The sequence below is a fragment of the Laceyella sacchari genome (assembly GCF_024927925.1).
GTDB classification, from domain to species: Bacteria; Bacillota; Bacilli; order Thermoactinomycetales; family Thermoactinomycetaceae; genus Laceyella; species Laceyella sacchari.
This window is the reverse complement of the sequence record NZ_CP103866.1, coordinates 375,692-393,294: the sequence shown is the minus strand read 5'-3', so window position 1 is coordinate 393,294 and position 17,603 is coordinate 375,692. Positions and strand designations below refer to the sequence as shown.

Here is a 17,603-nt window from a genome sequence, read left to right as displayed (position 1 = left end):
GATCCGGCTCTTCACCGGCAGCATCGGAGGATGGGTTCGAACAACCGGACTGGCAAGGCCTTTCAACCGGTGGGCCTCGCTCTCTGTGCAGCCGGATCTGCTCTACTGGTCCTCGTCATCGCGTTTAACCGAAGTAATTTTTTAATATTATGCGAAATGAACCGCTGAAAGTCAAGCAAAAACTCGGCCTATCTGCTCTCGAATAATCATGCAATCCTGCGGATAATCCATGCAAAATCGATTCTTCGTTTGTCTTCTCTTTGCACACATGACCTCTTCATTTTTATCGATGAATCCATTCAGCCCTGCAGTAAAATTTTATATCCTCTTTAATCCATCAAAGGCGAAAATGGGCTAATTTACAATACAGATACGGTTTCATATAAAATAAAAAATCGGATGTTTAATGAATTTTAAATTGAAAGCGCATTCAAAGTGTAGTATTCTTAATCCTATATAGGTATCATTAAAATGTGAAAGGGTTTGGATCCAAAAAAAATCTGCCTATGCTTGTAGGCAGACAACACATGTATTTCATTCCCTTACTACAATAAAAAAAGAAAAGCTTAACCCGTTTGTCCATGTGAACAGGATGAAAAAGCGTAAAGTTCCTTTTCCAAACGTGTAGAACAGCCATTGGTGTAACCAAGGTGCTGGTAAAATGGAAATAACTTTTCCGTTCCTTCATCCACCGTGATCCAAATCCTTTTAACACCTTTTTGCAGAAAGCGTTGCTCCAATTCGCGCACCAACATGGTACCGACTTTGCGCTTTTGGTAATCGGGATGAACCGCCAAGCAATAAAAGAATCCCGTATGACCATCGATGGTGCCCACTATGGCCCCTACTACTCTTCCATTCGGCGCTTCCGCTACGATGACCAAATCTCGGTCATAACCCAATTGCTCAGTCAACACTTGCAACGTGTCTTTTTCTTGTTCATGAGATGCGGTCATTTGCCAGATTTGAGAGACGTCATGGGCATCGGCAAGTTGAAAAGACCGTAGGCGCATAAAGTTTCTCCTCCAATGGGGAATTATACATCTTTTTGGCTTTTCTATTGTAACTCAAGATTGATTTCCTTTTCAATCCGAGCCATGATGGAAGGATTATCTAGAGCAAGACAGCATCAGCTCTTTGGCCGCCTTCCACAGCCAGGGAACATAACAAACCAAAGTCAAACCCAATAAGACTGAAAATGTCGACAATGACCAGTGAACGACAACCGAGCCAGCTAAAAGCAGACTCCATACCAACAGAAACCACCAACTCAACCAACGGGAAAAGCCTGGGGTGTAAAACATGGCAGCGGTATAGATCAACCCGCCAATCGCCAAACATGATGGGGCAAACACGGTGGCAAGGTGCAAGAGCAAGTCGTCCCACTTATTGATATGGCTTAACAACGCGAAGGTCGGCATGTGAACAAAATACTTCATCAATGCAGGATACAACACCATCTGAATCACATAATGGAGCGCAAGTGCCGAACTGCCGATCAACTGAATCAACCAAGCCCAATGCAGAATAAAGCGAAATTGTTTGTTCAACGCGAAAGTCAAAATGCCGAAAGAGCAAACCAAACCCAAGCTGGACAACAGCATACTGGACCAAGAGACCGTCACTAGCCATTCATTTTGCACCACAAACTGGGTGCGCATGAGCCAATCGCCCCGCAGTACGTGTACCAGCACAAACAACATGAAGAACCCTGCCAGACCATGCAAGCAGGCCGAACTTCTCAACACCCAAGCAAACCACATGCACCTTGTGTTTTGGGAAGTTGCCGCCAGCACGCTATTCATCTGTGGGAGTCGCCCTGCCATGTATTCCCCCCTCCTCACCCCTACCAAGGCCCATCCTCTTTTTTATTTTAACCTACACCTACGAACGTTTAATCATTTCACCCTAAATTTTTTCATTTTTTAGATTCGTATCGTGGCTTGATTCATCACGGAAACGCCCTCTTTTTGCCTTAATTGTTCCATCAACTCAAACAGGGCTCCATCTTTCTGTTTTGCTTCGATCATGACATCCACCTGATCCGTGTAAGGTGCGATAGCCTTCAGAAAAGGATACAAATCATCTACTTCCACATAATCAGCATGTCCTCGTGCATCCGTCTCACTTTTGGGGCTGGAAATGTGGATCTTGGGAGGAAATGGCTCTTTGGCCCAAGTGGCCGCAATCCTCGGCCACAAGTCTTCTGCTTTTTCCCCATGATGGTTGAGACGGTGGTGGTGAAGGTCCAGCACCATGGGCACACCCGCTGTTTCAGCGAGTTGCAGCGTCTCTGCCGCCGTGTAAGTCGTGTCATCATTCTCCAAACAGAGGTGCGCTTGGATCCGAGCATCCAGTCGCTTAAAGTTACTGAGAAACCGCTCCATTGAATCCTCCTTGTTTCCGTACACTCCCCCCACATGGATGTTGCATTTGTGCCCGCTATGTAAACCCATTGCCGCCAGCATCTTAACATGGCGGATCAAATCCTTGTATGAAGCGGCAAACACCTCATTGTTTGGTGTGTTGAGGACGGTGTAGTGTTCAGGATGAAATCCGACCCGCATCTGATAATCCTGCACCAACTGCCCGATCTCTTTCAACTCCGGCAACAGCACCCGAACAAAATCCCGTCCTCCGACCAATGCATGTCCTGCCAGCGGAATCAAGCGGGACGAAAATCGGTAAAACTTGATGTCATGCGCCAAGGCGTGATACAAAATCCGCTTCGTGTTAGCAAGATTTTCTTTGGCGATCCGAATGATTTTCTTCATTGCCAATTGCGGCTGCCCTATCTGCTGAAATGCCTTCACCGTCATGGTTTTGGAAGGTGAAGCGTTTGGCACCTGACTACTCATGGCCACAAAGCCAAATCGCACAATCATTTGTTATCACCCATCATAGTATGTCCCTTCTGCCCTTTTGCCACGCGCCGGGACGTGAAACAGGCCTTAACCGGGATGGGTGGCAACCGTTTTTGTGGCGTTCGCCAAAGATAATGCTTTTTTCAGCGCCAACGCTTTGTCCAATGTCTCTTGGTATTCGCCATCTGGATCGGAATCGGCGACGATGCCCCCGCCCACATGAAAAAAAGCCTTCCCTTGATGACATACGATGGTTCGGATCACCATGCTCAGATCAAATGTGCCCCGCGCATCCAGATAGCCAAGCCCTCCGGAGTAAATGCCGCGTGCTCCCATTTCCAATTCAAACAAGATTTCCATGGCTCTGATTTTGGGCGCCCCCGTCATTGAACCGCCAGGAAAAGCGGCTTCAATCACATCCACGGGCGAACGTCCATCCGGCAAGATGCCCTCAACGGTAGACACCAGCTGATGCACGGTGGCATACGACTCCACTTGTAGCAACTTGGGGACGCAAACCGAACCTGTCTCACAGACGCGCCCTAAGTCATTGCGCACCAAATCGACGATCATCACATTTTCGGCGCGGTCTTTGGGATGGGTTGCTAGATCACGAACCAACTTTCTGTCTTCTTCCATATCCTTGGCACGGGGACGGGTTCCTTTGATCGGCCTGCTTTCCACAACTCGGTGCTCATCCATTCGCAAGAAGCGCTCCGGCGATGAAGAGACTACCGCCCACTCCCCCAAACGTAAATAAGCAGAAAACGGAGCGGGATTAACCCTGCGCAAGATGGTGTAAAGGTAGTATGGATCTCCTGAAAAATCCGTTTCCCATTGATAGGTATAACAGGCTTGATATATTTCACCGCGCCCAATATACTCCTTGATCTTCCGAATCCGTTCACGATATTCCTCCGGTGTAACTGCACTGTGAAACGCTCCCATTTGCCCACCCTTGGTCATTTCGGGTACGGTTGGGGAGTGAAACGGCTCCTGCATTATTTTGCGCAATTTGGCAATCCATGCTGTCACCCTGCGCTTGGCCACAACTGGATCCCCTTCATACAGGAGACTAACCACTGCTTTTTTCTCCAGATGATCGTATATAAGCACCTGGTCGACAAACATCCAAAACATCTCAGGCGCTTGAGTGGGATCATTTCGATGAATGGGCACTCGCTCCACATAGCGATTGCACTCATAACCCACATACCCAACCCAACCACCGACAAAAGGGAAGGGGCAATCCATTTTAGGGGCGCTTTGTTGCTCCAAGACGCGCCGCAACGTGGCAAAAGGTGACTCCTCGCTAAACCGTTCTTCTCCCTCGGCATGACGCCATTCGGTTAGTCCATCCACAGTGGAAAGGATTTGGCGCGGGCGCCCCCCCATCATGGAATAACGACTCAGTCCCTCAATGAAGCGGGAACTGTCCAGCCAAAACGCATATGGCTCATCTCGATACATTTTTGTGAAGACTTGTTCCAAATCAATCGAAAAAGGAATTTCTTCCATCAGCCAGTTCATTTCATTTCACACGCCTTTCTGCACAGCCTTCTGCGTATGTTTTGCGTTTTCCCTCCCATACTAAGCGGGAGGTGATACCTTGTGTATTATGGTAGAACGTTTGACGAATTAAGCATGGTTCCGTTGTCGCAATGGACGATGGAAGAATTGACCTACCATCATTTCGTGATGTCCCAATTGTCCCCGTTGATGAACGTCCAAGGAACCAGCCTACACCATGATCTAATCAGGGAAATCGAGCAACGCGGAGGTCTGGCCGCGATTCAGCCGGAAGACCCTCTCGCTTGAACGCATGAAAAAACACCCGGATTGACCGGGTGTTTCACATTAAAGCACAGTAAAAAGGGCGATCAGTTTCCCGTTTTAGACGATGGTTCGGTCTGTTGGGTCGGGTTTACTTTCACTTGGGTAAATGTTTCCGGGGGAGCTTGCACTTTCTTCTTGGTTACCTTCGCTCCCGGTGCCGTGTAAGTGTAAACGGTCAGATAAGGGCCGGCCATTTTGATCTTGATCATCACAGGTTTGTTGAGATTGTTTCTGAATTTGAAATCAGGTCCGCCCCAAGAAACGGTCGCATCCCGGCCTTTAGGCACATAGGTGACTTCCGCACTGTGATGGTTCACTTGCAACATTTTCAAGCCCGCCTCATCCACGCTGTTGTACAAGGTGGATGACACTTGACAAATGCCGCCCCCGATCCCTTCTGTGAATTCGCCCTTTACGATGACGCCAGCGGTTTTGTAGCCGCGCGCCGTGGTGCGTTCACCGACGACTTGGTTGAAGGAGAACTTCTCACCAGGCATGAGGATAATGCCGCTGATCGCTTGGGAAGCGAGTCGCATGTTGGTCGTCCGGTTCACATTTCCGGGATCAAACTTCGTCCCATATTTGCCGATCAGTTTTTTGTCGACATTTTTAATGTCCTGTGTTGTCACCAGCGGTTTAAGGGTGACCATCGGAATAGGCTGCGGCTTGTTAATCAAAGGTTTCAGATTCTTTAACCACTCTTCCACCTTTTTCACATCAACCTTGCGCCCGTCTTGCTCTGGGGTGATCTTGCCCCCAAACCGGCTAGCTTTGGCGTTTTTCGGCTCCACATTTACTTTTTTCTGCACCGAGTCCAGCCACGTCCGCAATTGATGCTGATCGATCGTGTTTTCATTTTCGCCGTCATAGCCAATGGTGTTCAAATCAAGCTTAAACGATTGCCCATCCAAGGTTAATTCAAAGTAATTGGGCTTTTGAACCGGCTGTTCCGCTTTGGGATGATTGGTTCCTGCAGAAGTCTGCTGTTCGTAGGCAAAAGCGCTAAACCCAACTACTCCGGCAATCACCATCGAGGAAACGATACCCATTACCAACAATTTCTTGGGTCGTGGTGTGGTGCGGATTTCGCGCTTCACCGATTTGAACACGCCTGTGTCATCCGACACAGCGGCAGCTGCATCGGCTGAAGCGGGTTCAGGTTGGCGCTTATCTTCGACCTTTTGCGACTCTTCTTTCTCCAGATTGGCGATTTCCTCACTGAAGTCCACCTTCACGGACGCCAGGGTATGCGGTTCTTGCTTAGGAGCGGTTTCGACCTTGGGTGCTTCCGCTACCGGAGCGTCGTTTTCCGGCTTCCCTTCCTTTGCTGGTTGCATGGGCTCCTCCACCGTCACCGCTTGGGTCGTTTCCTCCGGTTGATCGGGCTTTATTTCTTGTGCCTCTGGTGCACTTTCCTGATTTAGCTCCAATATCGGCGTTGCCTTGTTCTCCGTGTCCCACTGGCCAAAAATCTTAAGCTCCATCGTGTCAAAGGCACGGTCGCGGTCAATCTCTTTGTCTTCTGCCGGTTTTGCCTCATCTTTGGCGGCGGGTTGGAAAGCAGTTTCGTCCCCTGTCACCTCGGGTTTTTGCTCTATCTCGGCATCCTTCGGTGTCGCTTGTTTCACTTCCGCATCACATTCGGGAGATGCGGCTTTTCGCTTGTCACTTTCTTGACCTGCCGGCGATTGCAATTCTTCTGCCGCGTCCTTCTTTCCCTCAGGCAACTGCTCTTCGATCGGTTTTTTACCTTCCACAGACACTCTCTCCCTATCTGATGTGTAAATCAATATAAGAAACATCGTTTTGAGGCGCCAAACGGTTGCCCATTCATTTGGAAATCATATGAATAATTGCAATGCTTTACGGTAAACGTTTGAAAAAGGTTTATCTTTGATTTGTTGGGCTGACATCCATGTAAGCGCTGAGGATGTGGAATCATCTGCTCGCTTCACATCTCCGCGTAACACAGTCACCTTCCAATGCTGATGGCTAAAGATGTGCTCAAACTTCCCCACTATCGTTACATTCGTAACGTCCAGACCATTTTTGTCACAATACCGGCGGGCTTCATCTAAGGAATCCTTCGCTTCGGCTAAGTGAATGGTGGGCAAGCCCCACATACCCGCAAGCAGTCCTTCATCCGGCCGTTTCTCAACCAAGGCTCGCTCATCCTGCGTCAACCATAACATCACCATGTCCATTCGCTTAGGCGGTTTGGCTTTCTTCTTGCGCGGCAGTTCTTCCTCAATTCCCTCTGCATATGCATTACAGACAGACTGCAGAGGGCAGAATAGACATTGTGGCGAAGACGGCGTACAAATAAGCGCTCCCAACTCCATCAAAGCTTGGTTGAAGTCGCCGGGAGCATCTTCTGGAATCAGTTGCAAAGCAATGTGCTCCATTTTTTTGCGGGTAGAAGCCAGCGCGATATCGTCAGTCAATACAAACAAGCGAGAGAAGACGCGCATGACATTGCCGTCTACCGCCGCCGCTTTTTTATTGTAAGCGATGCTCAACACGGCACCGGCAGTATAAGGGCCAATACCCTTCAGCTTGGAAATGGTCTCCAGATCATCGGGCACACGGCTTCCATAATGGGCGGATACTTCCTTCACCGCCGCATGCAAATTTTTCACGCGCGAGTAATACCCCAACCCTTCCCAGGCTTTGATCACCTGCTCTTCCGGTGCTTCAGCCAAATCGTCCAGCGTCGGGAACTGTTCAATAAAACGCTGAAAATAGGGGATAACTGTATCGACACGAGTTTGTTGGAGCATGATTTCAGAAACCCATATCTTATATGGATCCTGATCTTTCCTCCATGGCAGATCTCTCCGATTGCGGTTGTACCAATCAAGAAGCTCCCGCCCAATAATCTGAACCACTTCCCCATCTATGGTGAAAACATCTTTTTTTGCCAATACCTTTGCCTCCTTAATACTTGTTCACCGGCAAAGTCTAAGGAAGTGTAAGCGTCAATCTCTTATTTAAAAGATTGGTTATATACATCATACACTGTTATTCCAACCAAAGGATATAGACAGATTTTAAACATTGCTCATGATAATGGGCTTATCGAAAAGAAAAGGAGAAACGGGCGACAGGAGACAGGGATGAAATTGATATGAATGAGCTTCCAACAGCGAAAAGCCCCGCCTCCGTCGCATGAAGAGGCAGTCCATTTTGAAAATGCCAACCGCTGGGGTTAGATGTCTTGACGGGGAGATGCGGAAAGCGAACGATCATCAAACAGGCGGAAAATCCACGAGCGAACTTTGCCGCGTCCACCTTTAATCCAAGGGTCCATCGCATGGCCCCAGCCATGTTCCAGTGCAGTGCGCATGCGCTTGACATGATTGGCCTGTTCCCATGATGGCACTTGGATCATTTCAACAATGAGGCCCGGCTGATCACAACTTTCCCCTCCGTGGTATGACACAATTGGCATCTGGTCCTTGATCTCTTCACACAGCATGCTCAACGCTTGAGTCACTTCATCCATGGCTTGATTATCAACGGCATATTCGACAAAAACGATATACATCATCTTCACTCCTTTTCAAGGAAGTTTTCACCCATTGATTCGTAAAATCTGTTAGACTTTTGTAGAAGTCTCTGTCAGTCATACTGACGATCCACCATGCCCAGCCATTGCGCACCAAACGGTTTTCCAGCCAACAACCCGAGGTGAAAGCTTCATTACCGGGAACAGCCTATCAAGCGGGAACCGAACCAAAGCAATTGAACCGGGCATGTCAAAAGGAATGGCATGGTACCTGGCTCCATCCGTTCCCATCGCTTCTTGATCAACCCGTCAAGGATGCAAGCCGCAACCTTTTTCAATGAGAAAGGGTTGCTGTTCCCGACGACAGCATGTCAATCCATTTTCTAAAAGGGGGATGGTGAATGGATACGGTCACGCACTTTGTCATGGGTATCGGCCTCTTTGGCTTGGCCCACCTCGATCCCGCCATCGGCGCCAATCCAGACACCTCGCAAGCGGTTCTCTTGGGGACTGTCATCGGCTCGCAAATGCCTGACTCCGACACGATCTTTCGCTTCCGAGGCAATGCCACCTACATTCGCCAGCATCGCGGCTTCAGCCACTCGCTCCCGATGCTGTCCATCTGGCCCAGCTTCATCACCGCCGGCCTGCATTTATTTTGGCCCAACGCCGATATGGTTCACCTGTGGTGGTGGACATTTCTGGCTGTCTTCATCCATATATTTATCGACCTGTTCAACTCATACGGCACACAAGCAGGGCGGCCTTTCACAAATAAGTGGATCGCTTTTCACACATTGGCTATTTTCGACCCCTTCATCTTTGCCATCCACTTGATCGGTTTTCTTCTGTGGTGGCTGTTTCCAAACCAAGTCGGTTTTCACTTTCTCACTATCTATGTAGCGATCGCGGTCTATATTGCCATCCGGATATGGATCCGCCGAAGATTGACCCTTGCTGTTCAGCGTGATCGCAACCGCAACGGGCGCTACACGTTGATTCCCACCGGTAATTGGTTTCACTGGAAAGTGATCGCTGAATTTGCAGAAGAAGTCCATCTGGGGGAAATCCGCAACCAACAATTATTATGGATCGGCAGGATCTCCACCAAAGGATTACAGCATCCGGCGACCCTCCATTCGAAAAAAGCGGAACCAATCAAAGCCTTTTTGGATTTCACTTCATATGGCTATCCCGAAGTTCGCAAACGCGCTTATGGGTATGAAGTGAGATGGCTGGATGTTCGTTACCACTCCAAAAAACATTTTCCTTTCTTGGCCGTCGCTTTGCTTGACCACGAGTATAACATTATTTACTCTTTTGTGGGATGGATCAATCAAGAGCAGTTAGACAAAAAAGTTAAACAATCCTTGCAGTCTAGTTGAGGCGTGTCCGACGGGCCGGGGCGGTTTGCCGCCCCCCTTTGCCGGAAGGAACGGTGGAAAATAAAGCGCGCCCTAAACCTTGGCATAACATCATCGGAGGTGCAATGCTTTTGATTTGGGAACAAGCAACCTCAACAGCCTTGGAGCAAAAAGTCTCAACTGTGAGCAACCTCGCCGCAGAGACGAAAACCCTGTTCACCAAAATCATTGAAGATCCTGTGCAATACATTCTGTTGCCTGTTGGGGAAATCACACTTATCATCGTACTTACGATCGTTGCTTTGCGCTTTATCGATCGACTGATCGACAAGGTGTTTGAATTAAGCCGCATTGAGAGCAAAAAAGCTGATACCTTGCGCAAACTGATCAAATCGATCGCGCGGTACGGCATCTATTTCATGTCCGCTTTGACAATTTTAATCAATCTCGGCTTTGATCCCCTGCCGGTGTTGGCGGGTGCCGGAATCCTGGGCTTGGCCATCGGGTTCGGTGCCCAAAATCTGGTGCGCGACATCATCACCGGATTTTTCCTCATTTTCGAAAGCCAATTGGAAGTCGGGGATTTCGTGGAGATCAACGGCCAGATCAGCGGCAGAGTCGAAGAAGTGGGCTTAAGGGTGACCAAAGTCCGCGAATTCAACCAACGTCTTCATTACATCGCCAATGGAAACATCACGCAGGTAACCAACTACAACCGCGATCAGATGCGGGCCATTGTGACAGTCACAGTGCCATATGAATCAGATTTGACCGTGGTTAACCAGGCCTTGGAGAAAATGTGCAGTACCATCGCCGAGCGCTACGCGTCCCATCTGATCCAACCACCCGAGATCATGGGCATCACGCGTATTGACCAGACCGGGGTGGAATTTACCGTCACTGCGCTGAGCGAACCAGAACAACACTGGTCCCTTGAGCGGGAAATGCGCAAAGAAGCGGTGATCAGCCTTCATCAGCAAGGGATTTCGATCGCCTATCCGCGTAGCGTGATCTACAACCCTGAACAGCAAATGCAGGCGCAAGTCCCCGCCAAAGTGAATAGATGACCTTCTCCCGGCTTGATCGGGACAGGCGGCAATGATTGACACGACAAAACCCCGGTCAAATAAACGACCGGGGTTTTCAAATGTGCATTAAAAGATTGTCCGCTCCATGAGCGCCAGAACCGCGACAACACCCATAGAGATAATGATCCACAAGGCCGTGGATTTGAGATCGCGCATCAGCACGCCATGCTCATCCACCGCGGCAACCCGTTTTTCTTTGACTCTCTTCTTAGCCAACCGGGAGCGCCTCCTTTTCATCTGCATTCATTCATGATGATTCTAACACATTTTGTACAACCCTATTTCACATTATCCAACGAATCCCACAAATAAAATGTCACATAACTCCGATAAGGTGCCCAGCTTTCCCCCCATTGCCGCACTTCTTCTTCCCCCGGTTGCTGATCGAGGCCGTAAACGCGTTTCAACGCATTGCGCAAACCGATATCTGCCGCCGGTAACAAATCGGGCCGCCCCAACCCGAACAACAAAACGCATTCTACCGTCCACCGCCCGACTCCCCTAATCGGCAACAAGGTGTGCAAAACCTCTTCATCACTGAGGGACCACAAAGCGTCCAACGACAATTCCCCATTTACCACTTTGCGAGAAAAATCAATGATATATTCTGCTTTGCGCCGATTAAATTGCAACGCTTGCAACTCCTCATATTCCAAGCGGGCCACTTGTTCCGGCGTCGGAAACAACACCCACTCCCGCCCCCGGAACACCGCTTTGCTGCCGGCCAGTTCCTGAAACCGCTGAATCAGCGTCGCCGCAAAAGAGACATTGAGCTGCTGGCCGATAATCGTTTTGACCACGCACTCATACAGGCTGGGCTCCAACACAAAGTGCAACCCTTCCCGTTCGGCGATAACGGGAGCCAAGGCAGGATGCTCCCTCATCTGCTCGTAAAACGGCGTCAAATCGACTTGGGTGCTGAACATCCGGGCCACCTTACGCTTTATTTCCTCCGCTTCTCCTTCAGCCAGATTCCCCTCGATTTCTACCTGTAACGCTTTTTCCCCGACAAGCGGCCCTACCGTGCACAGGAGCGGGCCGCACGAGCCGTGCATGGTGCGGGACAACTTATCCCCGTCTGCTACGAAACTAGTTTTCTCAAACGTGCGCAACCGCTTGGTGGTCAGTTCGTAAGAATAGGGATAGATCAATGGCAATTGGAATTGCATTAGGAATAACCCCTTTCCACACTGAATCGGACCCACCACAGTGCTGTAAATTCGTTTATCCGATATGCACAGCATTTGCCATCACAACTCAGCCCAACCTACATCCAGACCTTTGCATGTGCCTCATCCATTTTACCATTTTCACATGATTTCAAAATCATCGTCACTTATTGTTCAGAACACGCCCCTTTCCAACTGGGAGAAGCACGCTATAATTTTCTCATAAATAACAGCCTGGACAGCTCCAGGCTATACACCAAATCCACAGCGGACGCTGAAGTTGCTTCATCGATTGACCAGGATGTGTCTGGCAAATCAAGTTGGTAGGAAAAAACCTTTTCTCGAGGAGCGCCTAGTACCGCGTAAAGCGAATGAGAAAATGGTTTTGAAGCCGCTGGCCTATTCATCAGACACGTCTAGTCAGGCCTTCCATTTTACTCAACCAATTCGACACGGACATTCCGCTTGACGCCAAACGCTCGCGCTTCAGCCACGCTGTTCATATATAAATCAATCCGCTTGCCTTTGATCTTAGAACCGGTATCCTGCGCGATCCGGTAACCAATCCCTTCAATGTATACACGTGAGCCGATCGGGATGACTTCCGGGTCCACCGCAATTGTCACACCTTCATTGACGGGTTGGCCGCTGGAAGTAATCCCGTATCCAGGCTCGCCTACATGTTTGCCTGTTGACTCAGGTCCCGCTGTGTAAGCGGTGATCATAAATGAACCTAACCCTTGGCCCCGCTTTAACACCGGCATGTCTGGGACAGGGGCCTTATCTTCATTTTGTGGACGTTCAGACATCGTGGGAGGTGTCTCCGGAATGCGCAACACTTGGCCAATTCGAATCAAATCCGGGTTCGCCAAGCGATTGGCGCGTTGAATGGCGGCAACCTCCACCCCATGTTTTTTCGCCAATTTGGTCAGTGTGTCACCCCGTTTGACTGTGACTTCGATGAACGAATTGGCAGCTTCTACTTGTGGCCCTGCCATCCACGGCAACACGGCCATGAGCAAGCACAAGGTCAACCCGCTAGTCACTTTAAAAGACTTTTGCATACGTCACGATACCCCTCTCGCTTTCATAGATTGCTAGAGTTGGTATCCAGTGTGGACGGAACCCTTCGGTTTTATACAAAAAAAGCAGGCTGTTAAGCCCGCTTTCGATAACCCCCTGAGGCCAAATTGATCAACACCCTCAAGGGGCCGCTTTTTAACCACACCACCGCGGCGGTAATCACCTTTTTCAGCATCGCCCATTCGGACACCTGTGCTTTGCTTCCTTCATCCCAAACTGGCTTGCACAGGCAACGGCGTTCATATTGAGTATGAATCATGATTACGCTCAACATGAACATCAACCCGACTTGAGGAGCGATGATCGGATAATCATACATGCCGTGGCCCAGCAAGGCGATAACCAAAGAAAGCAACATCCCCGCCAACCGCTTTTCTTCTTTTTGATTGGCTTGTTTGCGCCAGCGGCGGGCCCGGCGAATCGTCATGAAAATAAGGATTAAAAACAGGCCCAACCCCATGATCCCATATTCACTGGCTATCCCCAAGAAGATATTATGGGCATGCCATACGTAAAATCCAGCTATTTTTGCAAACAACTGCCCAAAATGCAGGGGCAAAACACCAAACAACCAATTTTCCTTGAAAATCTCAAGCGCGGTTGACCATACTTTTAGACGGACTTCAATCGTGGCGTAAAGAGATTCTTTTCGGGGGATAAATTGTGGACACAAATAGACAAATAACAGGATAGCCAATGTGATGGATACCGTCCGTTTGCGATGCCCCGTCATCCACAGTTGGACGATCATGCCGATCACCAAGCCCACCCATGCTCCGCGCGATCCGGTGCACCATATTGCCGCGCAATACAGGATAAACACTGCAAAAGCACCAACTTTTTGCCACGGCTTCTTTAGTACGGACATTGCATAAATGCTCATGAGGGCAAAACAAATCAACAACGCCGCAGCCAAGTTGGAATTCCCCGATGTACCTACACTCCGCACCGAATGCTCCGATTCCCACCGATGTTCACGATAAAAATCCATCAGTGGCCCCAACGAATTGTTGATCACATGCCAATCAATCTGTTGGATGATGACAATCAAGGCCACATATAGACCGGCCAACCAGAAAAACAAGTACGCCCGTTGCACCTCTGGCCAAGACCATTTCACAACATGACGAACCCACAATGATAGAGAATAATAAAGGCCAAACATGGCAATGGGAATGATGCCAATCGGAACCCAATAAAACCAAGATGGATTGTAAACCCAACTGATGCAGGAGAGAATGATAAAGCCAAGGAACGCTTTCTCTGGCCATTCATTCGCCGTCCACCTGTCCCGGTAGACGAACACCATCAATATCCCCACGACCGCCAGCATGACCGGCGGCAAGTACGTGGACAAAACAATGGATAAAAACAACCCCATCATCAATCCGTTTATTGTCGTTCTATTCATCACCTTCAAAAGTATAAACTCCCTTGTTCAGAAGTTTTCACCCCGTTGAAACCCCAACCTCACCCTATTGTTCTCCGCTCCATCCTTCTTATTCCTTGGGCGTGGGGAAAGGTAAACCTATTTTATTCAAATTCGATTCCATCCTTTTTCTTTCCCTCTTTTTTCTACAAAAAAAGGAAATGCCCATAGAAAAGGCAGGGGTACTGGGACAAAATACGAAGCCTGTATCACCCTACCATAGAGTCTAATATAACCAATGCGCCGACAGGGGTCAAATTGTGAAGATGGGAAATGCCCTTTAATTGAAAAGAAATTTCATTTTCATTGACGATTGAAAAACATTCTCATAGAATGGAAACAGAAATATCTGCACGGTTTCGGCTATTTTTTGAAATGGAGGCGATCCTCTTGTCTCAAGGATTAAAAACCCAAAATTTAACACTGTCTTACGGTTCATCCATCATCATCAACGATCTGGATCTCACCATTCCCCACGGCAAAATCACCGTGCTTGTCGGCAGCAATGGTTGCGGCAAATCCACTTTGCTCCGTTCGTTGGCACGGCTACTCAAACCACGGGCCGGACACATCCTCTTAAACGGAAAAGAGATTCACATGTTATCCACCAGAGAGGTCGCCAAACAACTGGCCATTCTGCCACAAGGCCCTGAAGCACCGGAAGGGCTAACCGTCCATCAATTGGTCAAGCAGGGACGCTACCCGTATCAATCATGGGCCCGCCAATGGTCAAAAGAAGATGAAGCCAAAGTAAACTGGGCGCTTGAGAAGACACAACTCACATCCCTCGCCCATCGTTCGGTGGATGACCTGTCTGGTGGACAACGCCAACGCGCTTGGATCGCGATGACGCTAGCGCAAGATACGGACATCATCTTGTTGGATGAACCAACCACATATCTGGATTTGACCCATCAAATTGAAATCCTCGACTTGCTGTATGAATTGAACGAAAAAGAGAATCGAACCATCGTCATGGTGTTGCACGACCTCAATCTTTCTTGCCGTTATGCACACCACATGATCGCCGTACAGAATAAACAGGTTTATGCGCAAGGGGCGCCTGAACAAATTGTAACAGAAAAATTGGTGCAAGACGTCTTCCATTTGCGGTGCAAAGTGATGACTGACCCGATCGCCGGCACCCCCCACTGTATTCCGTACGGCAAAGGCAGGGATTTGTCCGCTCCCCCCTCCTTGGCACTGACTAATTAATCCGCCTAAAACACGCTACCCACAGCTTCCCAAGCAGTTAGACTCCGTTAACTGGCGGAGTCTCCTCCATTTCCCAAAAAGAAACGTTTAAAACGATGGATATAGGGGCGGGAATCACCGCTCGCTTGCGCCAAAACATAACGGTCAAACAAAGGATTTCTCGGCTCCATGCAGAACCTGCCTCCGCCCATGGCGATAATCTGCCTTGCGCGCCGCATTTACTCCTTCCTTCCAAGCGGGGGAGTAATGATTTTATTTTTCTTCACACTCATCACGCCCGCGTTCGTTAAACGCACTTGGGGCAGATGGGTAGATGTGAGGAATTGCATAGTGTAGATGGGGTCGAGGTGGGTATAGCCGGCCTCCTGAAGCCGTTCCGCCAAGGCTTGGCAGCGTGGGATCAGCTCTTCCAAGTCGAGATCGCTCATCGTCCCCAAAATGGGCAATGGCAAATGAAACCGCTCTTCTCCCCCTTGCAGCCAATAAATGCCCCCGTTTTGCTCTAACACATTATTGGCTGCCCGCGCCATCGCTTCGGCATCCTGGCCGATCACCAGCAGGTCGTGCGTGCAGGTGTAGCTGGAAGCAAGTCCGTCAATTCCTTGCGCAAACCCGCGTAAATAGGCGCCCGTCTTCCAATTTCCATTACGATCAACCAAGAATACCGCTAACCGGTCGTCCTCTTCAGGAACCAAGCGGGAGTCGACAGGAGAAGGGGCTGCCTCCATCGTTAATTTGGTTATCACGGCATTAAGCAAGTTTATGACAGGAACCGTCCCCTCTTCTGTATGCGGAACCCGCCACTCATCCGGCGTCAACTGAAACCGTCCTCCCCATGCACGGTAACCCGCTGGAAGCACTGGTGGTTCATCTCCCAGCGGCGATGACGAATCCACCCACTTCCCTTCATTTAACACCTTGATCGGTGTCGGCGCATCCAAAGAGGAGAGCACATTGATATCCGCCAAGCGTCCCGGGGAGATACTGCCCAACCGTTCGTCCAGACGGTAATACACAGCCGGGTTGACAGTGACCATTCTGTACGCTTGCACAGGATCAACCCCTTGCTCCAAGGCCAACTTTAGCAGATAATCAGTAAACCCTTCAGCCAAATAAGGCGGGGTAGCTCCATCCGTCGTCATCATCAACCGGTGCCAAGGAACATCGCCATGCGCCAACAATCCCGCCAGCAATTCAGGCAAGTCAGGCCGAATGGAACTGTGGCGCAAAGTAACCATGTATCCTAATTCCAGCCGGCGCCAAACCTCCTCAGGGGTGATGCTTTCATGATCGCCTGTTACCCCCAACGCGGCTAAGCGGGAAAGCGTACGGAATGAAGCACCCGGAGCATGTCCTTCGATACGCTTACCCCGACCCCAAGCATCAAGCAGACATGCGTTTTTCTCTTTGTCCCCGGCCAACAGCGCCATCCAATCCGACAGCTCCCCCGCTTGTGCAACATGAGGTGAACGCAAGATCGATTGCATCCGCTCCATGGAGAACAGCTTTGCCGATTCCGCCTCACTCAGGTGGGTTTGCGAATCGAGCCGTCCCCACCACAAGAGTTTTACCGGCAAAGATTGCAATCCATCAAACAGAGTCAACAATTCAAACGCTTCTAATTGCATGAAGAAGGGAAGCGTATCACAAACCATCGTCGTCGTCCCGCGCTGAACAACATGAGATGCCAACGTCAACGGATGATAGATCTGGCATGGATGAGCGTGCGGTTCTATATACCCCGGAACCAACACGCAGCCTGACACATCATCTTCGCAACCCACTCCCTCCAATAACAGCCCGCTTCCTTCCAGTGGCCCGACATATGCAATCCAGCGTCCGGCCAAGGCGATGTCTTTCTCCTCCAGCCTTCCCGTATGCACATTGAGAATTTGACCCCCGCGAATAATACGAGAAGGGGCTTTGCGGCCCATCACCACATCCAACAGGTTTTGATGCTCAGCCATTGTTCTAGTAATCACAATGATAACCTCCTTTGATGTGCAAATCCGTACTCATCCAGTCAAAACATGGCAATCCCCAGTCG

At 49.5% G+C, this 17,603-nt stretch carries 16 protein-coding genes and 1 pseudogene; 4 read left to right on the top strand and 13 right to left on the bottom strand.

The window, feature by feature from the left end; translation table 11 throughout:
* Nucleotides 1-566: 566 nt before the first annotated feature.
* The 4 genes from NYR52_RS02120 to pabB form a co-directional block, all read right to left on the bottom strand.
* Nucleotides 567-1,013 (bottom strand): GNAT family N-acetyltransferase, encoded by a 447-nt coding sequence (locus tag NYR52_RS02120; RefSeq protein ID WP_132223361.1) that lies wholly within the window; start codon nt 1,011-1,013, stop codon nt 567-569.
* A 96-nt stretch (nt 1,014-1,109) separates the two neighbouring features.
* The gene (locus NYR52_RS02115) at nt 1,110-1,826 is read right to left on the bottom strand and encodes a hypothetical protein (protein ID WP_132223358.1); all 717 of its coding nucleotides are present in this window, start codon (nt 1,824-1,826) and stop codon (nt 1,110-1,112) included.
* A gap of 99 nt (nt 1,827-1,925) precedes the next feature.
* Nucleotides 1,926-2,885, bottom strand: a complete 960-nt coding sequence (uvsE, locus tag NYR52_RS02110) for a UV DNA damage repair endonuclease UvsE (RefSeq protein ID WP_132223355.1) — start codon at nt 2,883-2,885, stop codon at nt 1,926-1,928.
* Between the two features lie 66 nt (nt 2,886-2,951).
* Nucleotides 2,952-4,394, bottom strand: coding sequence for an aminodeoxychorismate synthase component I (gene pabB / locus NYR52_RS02105; RefSeq protein WP_132223352.1), 1,443 nt, complete (start codon nt 4,392-4,394; stop codon nt 2,952-2,954).
* Between the two features lie 81 nt (nt 4,395-4,475).
* Here pabB and yfhS point away from each other — a divergent pair, with 81 nt between their 5' ends.
* Nucleotides 4,476-4,682, top strand: coding sequence for a mother cell protein YfhS (yfhS, locus tag NYR52_RS02100; protein ID WP_022735652.1), 207 nt, complete (start codon nt 4,476-4,478; stop codon nt 4,680-4,682).
* A gap of 62 nt (nt 4,683-4,744) precedes the next feature.
* Here yfhS and NYR52_RS02095 read toward each other — a convergent pair whose 3' ends face one another.
* From NYR52_RS02095 to NYR52_RS02085, 3 genes are all read right to left on the bottom strand, one after another.
* Nucleotides 4,745-6,457 carry a VanW family protein gene (locus tag NYR52_RS02095; protein ID WP_259436183.1) on the bottom strand — a complete coding sequence of 571 codons (1,713 nt, stop codon included), beginning with the start codon at nt 6,455-6,457 and terminating at the stop codon, nt 4,745-4,747.
* Between the two features lie 84 nt (nt 6,458-6,541).
* A complete protein-coding gene (gene mutY / locus NYR52_RS02090; RefSeq protein ID WP_259436182.1) occupies nt 6,542-7,624 on the bottom strand; it encodes an A/G-specific adenine glycosylase in 1,083 nt (360 codons plus the stop codon).
* Between the two features lie 284 nt (nt 7,625-7,908).
* Complete coding sequence (locus NYR52_RS02085) at nt 7,909-8,250, bottom strand: hypothetical protein (RefSeq protein WP_259436181.1); 342 nt, start codon at nt 8,248-8,250, stop codon at nt 7,909-7,911.
* A gap of 359 nt (nt 8,251-8,609) precedes the next feature.
* Here NYR52_RS02085 and NYR52_RS02080 point away from each other — a divergent pair, with 359 nt between their 5' ends.
* Together NYR52_RS02080 and NYR52_RS02075 are read left to right on the top strand one after the other, a co-directional pair.
* Nucleotides 8,610-9,593: a metal-dependent hydrolase gene (locus NYR52_RS02080; protein ID WP_259436180.1), complete on the top strand. Its 984-nt coding sequence runs from the start codon at nt 8,610-8,612 to the stop codon at nt 9,591-9,593.
* Between the two features lie 104 nt (nt 9,594-9,697).
* Nucleotides 9,698-10,639 carry a mechanosensitive ion channel family protein gene (locus NYR52_RS02075; protein ID WP_132223337.1) on the top strand — a complete coding sequence of 314 codons (942 nt, stop codon included), beginning with the start codon at nt 9,698-9,700 and terminating at the stop codon, nt 10,637-10,639.
* Nucleotides 10,640-10,726: 87 nt separating this feature from the next.
* Here the strand turns inward: NYR52_RS02075 and NYR52_RS02070 are convergent, their stop codons facing one another.
* The 4 genes from NYR52_RS02070 to NYR52_RS02055 form a co-directional block, all read right to left on the bottom strand.
* Nucleotides 10,727-10,876: a hypothetical protein gene (locus NYR52_RS02070; RefSeq protein WP_022735646.1), complete on the bottom strand. Its 150-nt coding sequence runs from the start codon at nt 10,874-10,876 to the stop codon at nt 10,727-10,729.
* A 62-nt stretch (nt 10,877-10,938) separates the two neighbouring features.
* Nucleotides 10,939-11,829 (bottom strand): DNA-3-methyladenine glycosylase family protein, encoded by an 891-nt coding sequence (locus tag NYR52_RS02065; RefSeq protein ID WP_158283400.1) that lies wholly within the window; start codon nt 11,827-11,829, stop codon nt 10,939-10,941.
* 434 nt (nt 11,830-12,263) lie between these two features.
* Entirely contained in the window at nt 12,264-12,893 is a 630-nt protein-coding gene (locus tag NYR52_RS02060) for a 3D domain-containing protein (protein ID WP_132223330.1), read from the bottom strand.
* Between the two features lie 92 nt (nt 12,894-12,985).
* The gene (locus NYR52_RS02055; protein ID WP_246026968.1) at nt 12,986-14,323 is read right to left on the bottom strand and encodes an O-antigen ligase family protein; all 1,338 of its coding nucleotides are present in this window, start codon (nt 14,321-14,323) and stop codon (nt 12,986-12,988) included.
* Between the two features lie 393 nt (nt 14,324-14,716).
* On the opposite strand from NYR52_RS02055, the gene NYR52_RS02050 reads away from it, so the two are divergent.
* On the top strand, nt 14,717-15,556 hold the full coding sequence (locus tag NYR52_RS02050; protein WP_029071684.1) for an ABC transporter ATP-binding protein: 840 nt from the start codon (nt 14,717-14,719) through the stop codon (nt 15,554-15,556).
* 77 nt (nt 15,557-15,633) lie between these two features.
* Here NYR52_RS02050 and NYR52_RS02045 read toward each other — a convergent pair.
* A pseudogene (locus NYR52_RS02045) lies at nt 15,634-15,774 on the bottom strand (peptidase E); the annotation flags it as partial.
* A complete protein-coding gene (locus NYR52_RS02040) occupies nt 15,775-17,538 on the bottom strand; it encodes an adenine deaminase C-terminal domain-containing protein (RefSeq protein ID WP_132223327.1) in 1,764 nt (587 codons plus the stop codon).
* Nucleotides 17,539-17,603 lie beyond the last annotated feature (65 nt).

Excerpts from the sequence above, each read along its gene's own strand:
- pabB (WP_132223352.1), bottom strand. The coding sequence starts at position 4,394 with ATGAACTGGCTGATGGAAGAAATTCCTTTTTCGATTGATTTGGAACAA.
- NYR52_RS02080 (WP_259436180.1), top strand. The coding sequence starts at position 8,610 with ATGGATACGGTCACGCACTTTGTCATGGGTATCGGCCTCTTTGGCTTG.
- uvsE (WP_132223355.1), bottom strand. The coding sequence starts at position 2,885 with ATGATTGTGCGATTTGGCTTTGTGGCCATGAGTAGTCAGGTGCCAAAC.
- NYR52_RS02115 (WP_132223358.1), bottom strand. The coding sequence starts at position 1,826 with ATGGCAGGGCGACTCCCACAGATGAATAGCGTGCTGGCGGCAACTTCC.
- NYR52_RS02060 (WP_132223330.1), bottom strand. The coding sequence starts at position 12,893 with ATGCAAAAGTCTTTTAAAGTGACTAGCGGGTTGACCTTGTGCTTGCTC.
- NYR52_RS02050 (WP_029071684.1), top strand. The coding sequence starts at position 14,717 with ATGGAGGCGATCCTCTTGTCTCAAGGATTAAAAACCCAAAATTTAACA.
- NYR52_RS02055 (WP_246026968.1), bottom strand. The coding sequence starts at position 14,323 with ATGAATAGAACGACAATAAACGGATTGATGATGGGGTTGTTTTTATCC.
- NYR52_RS02085 (WP_259436181.1), bottom strand. The coding sequence starts at position 8,250 with ATGATGTATATCGTTTTTGTCGAATATGCCGTTGATAATCAAGCCATG.
- NYR52_RS02065 (WP_158283400.1), bottom strand. The coding sequence starts at position 11,829 with ATGCAATTCCAATTGCCATTGATCTATCCCTATTCTTACGAACTGACC.
- NYR52_RS02075 (WP_132223337.1), top strand. The coding sequence starts at position 9,698 with ATGCTTTTGATTTGGGAACAAGCAACCTCAACAGCCTTGGAGCAAAAA.
- NYR52_RS02120 (WP_132223361.1), bottom strand. The coding sequence starts at position 1,013 with ATGCGCCTACGGTCTTTTCAACTTGCCGATGCCCATGACGTCTCTCAA.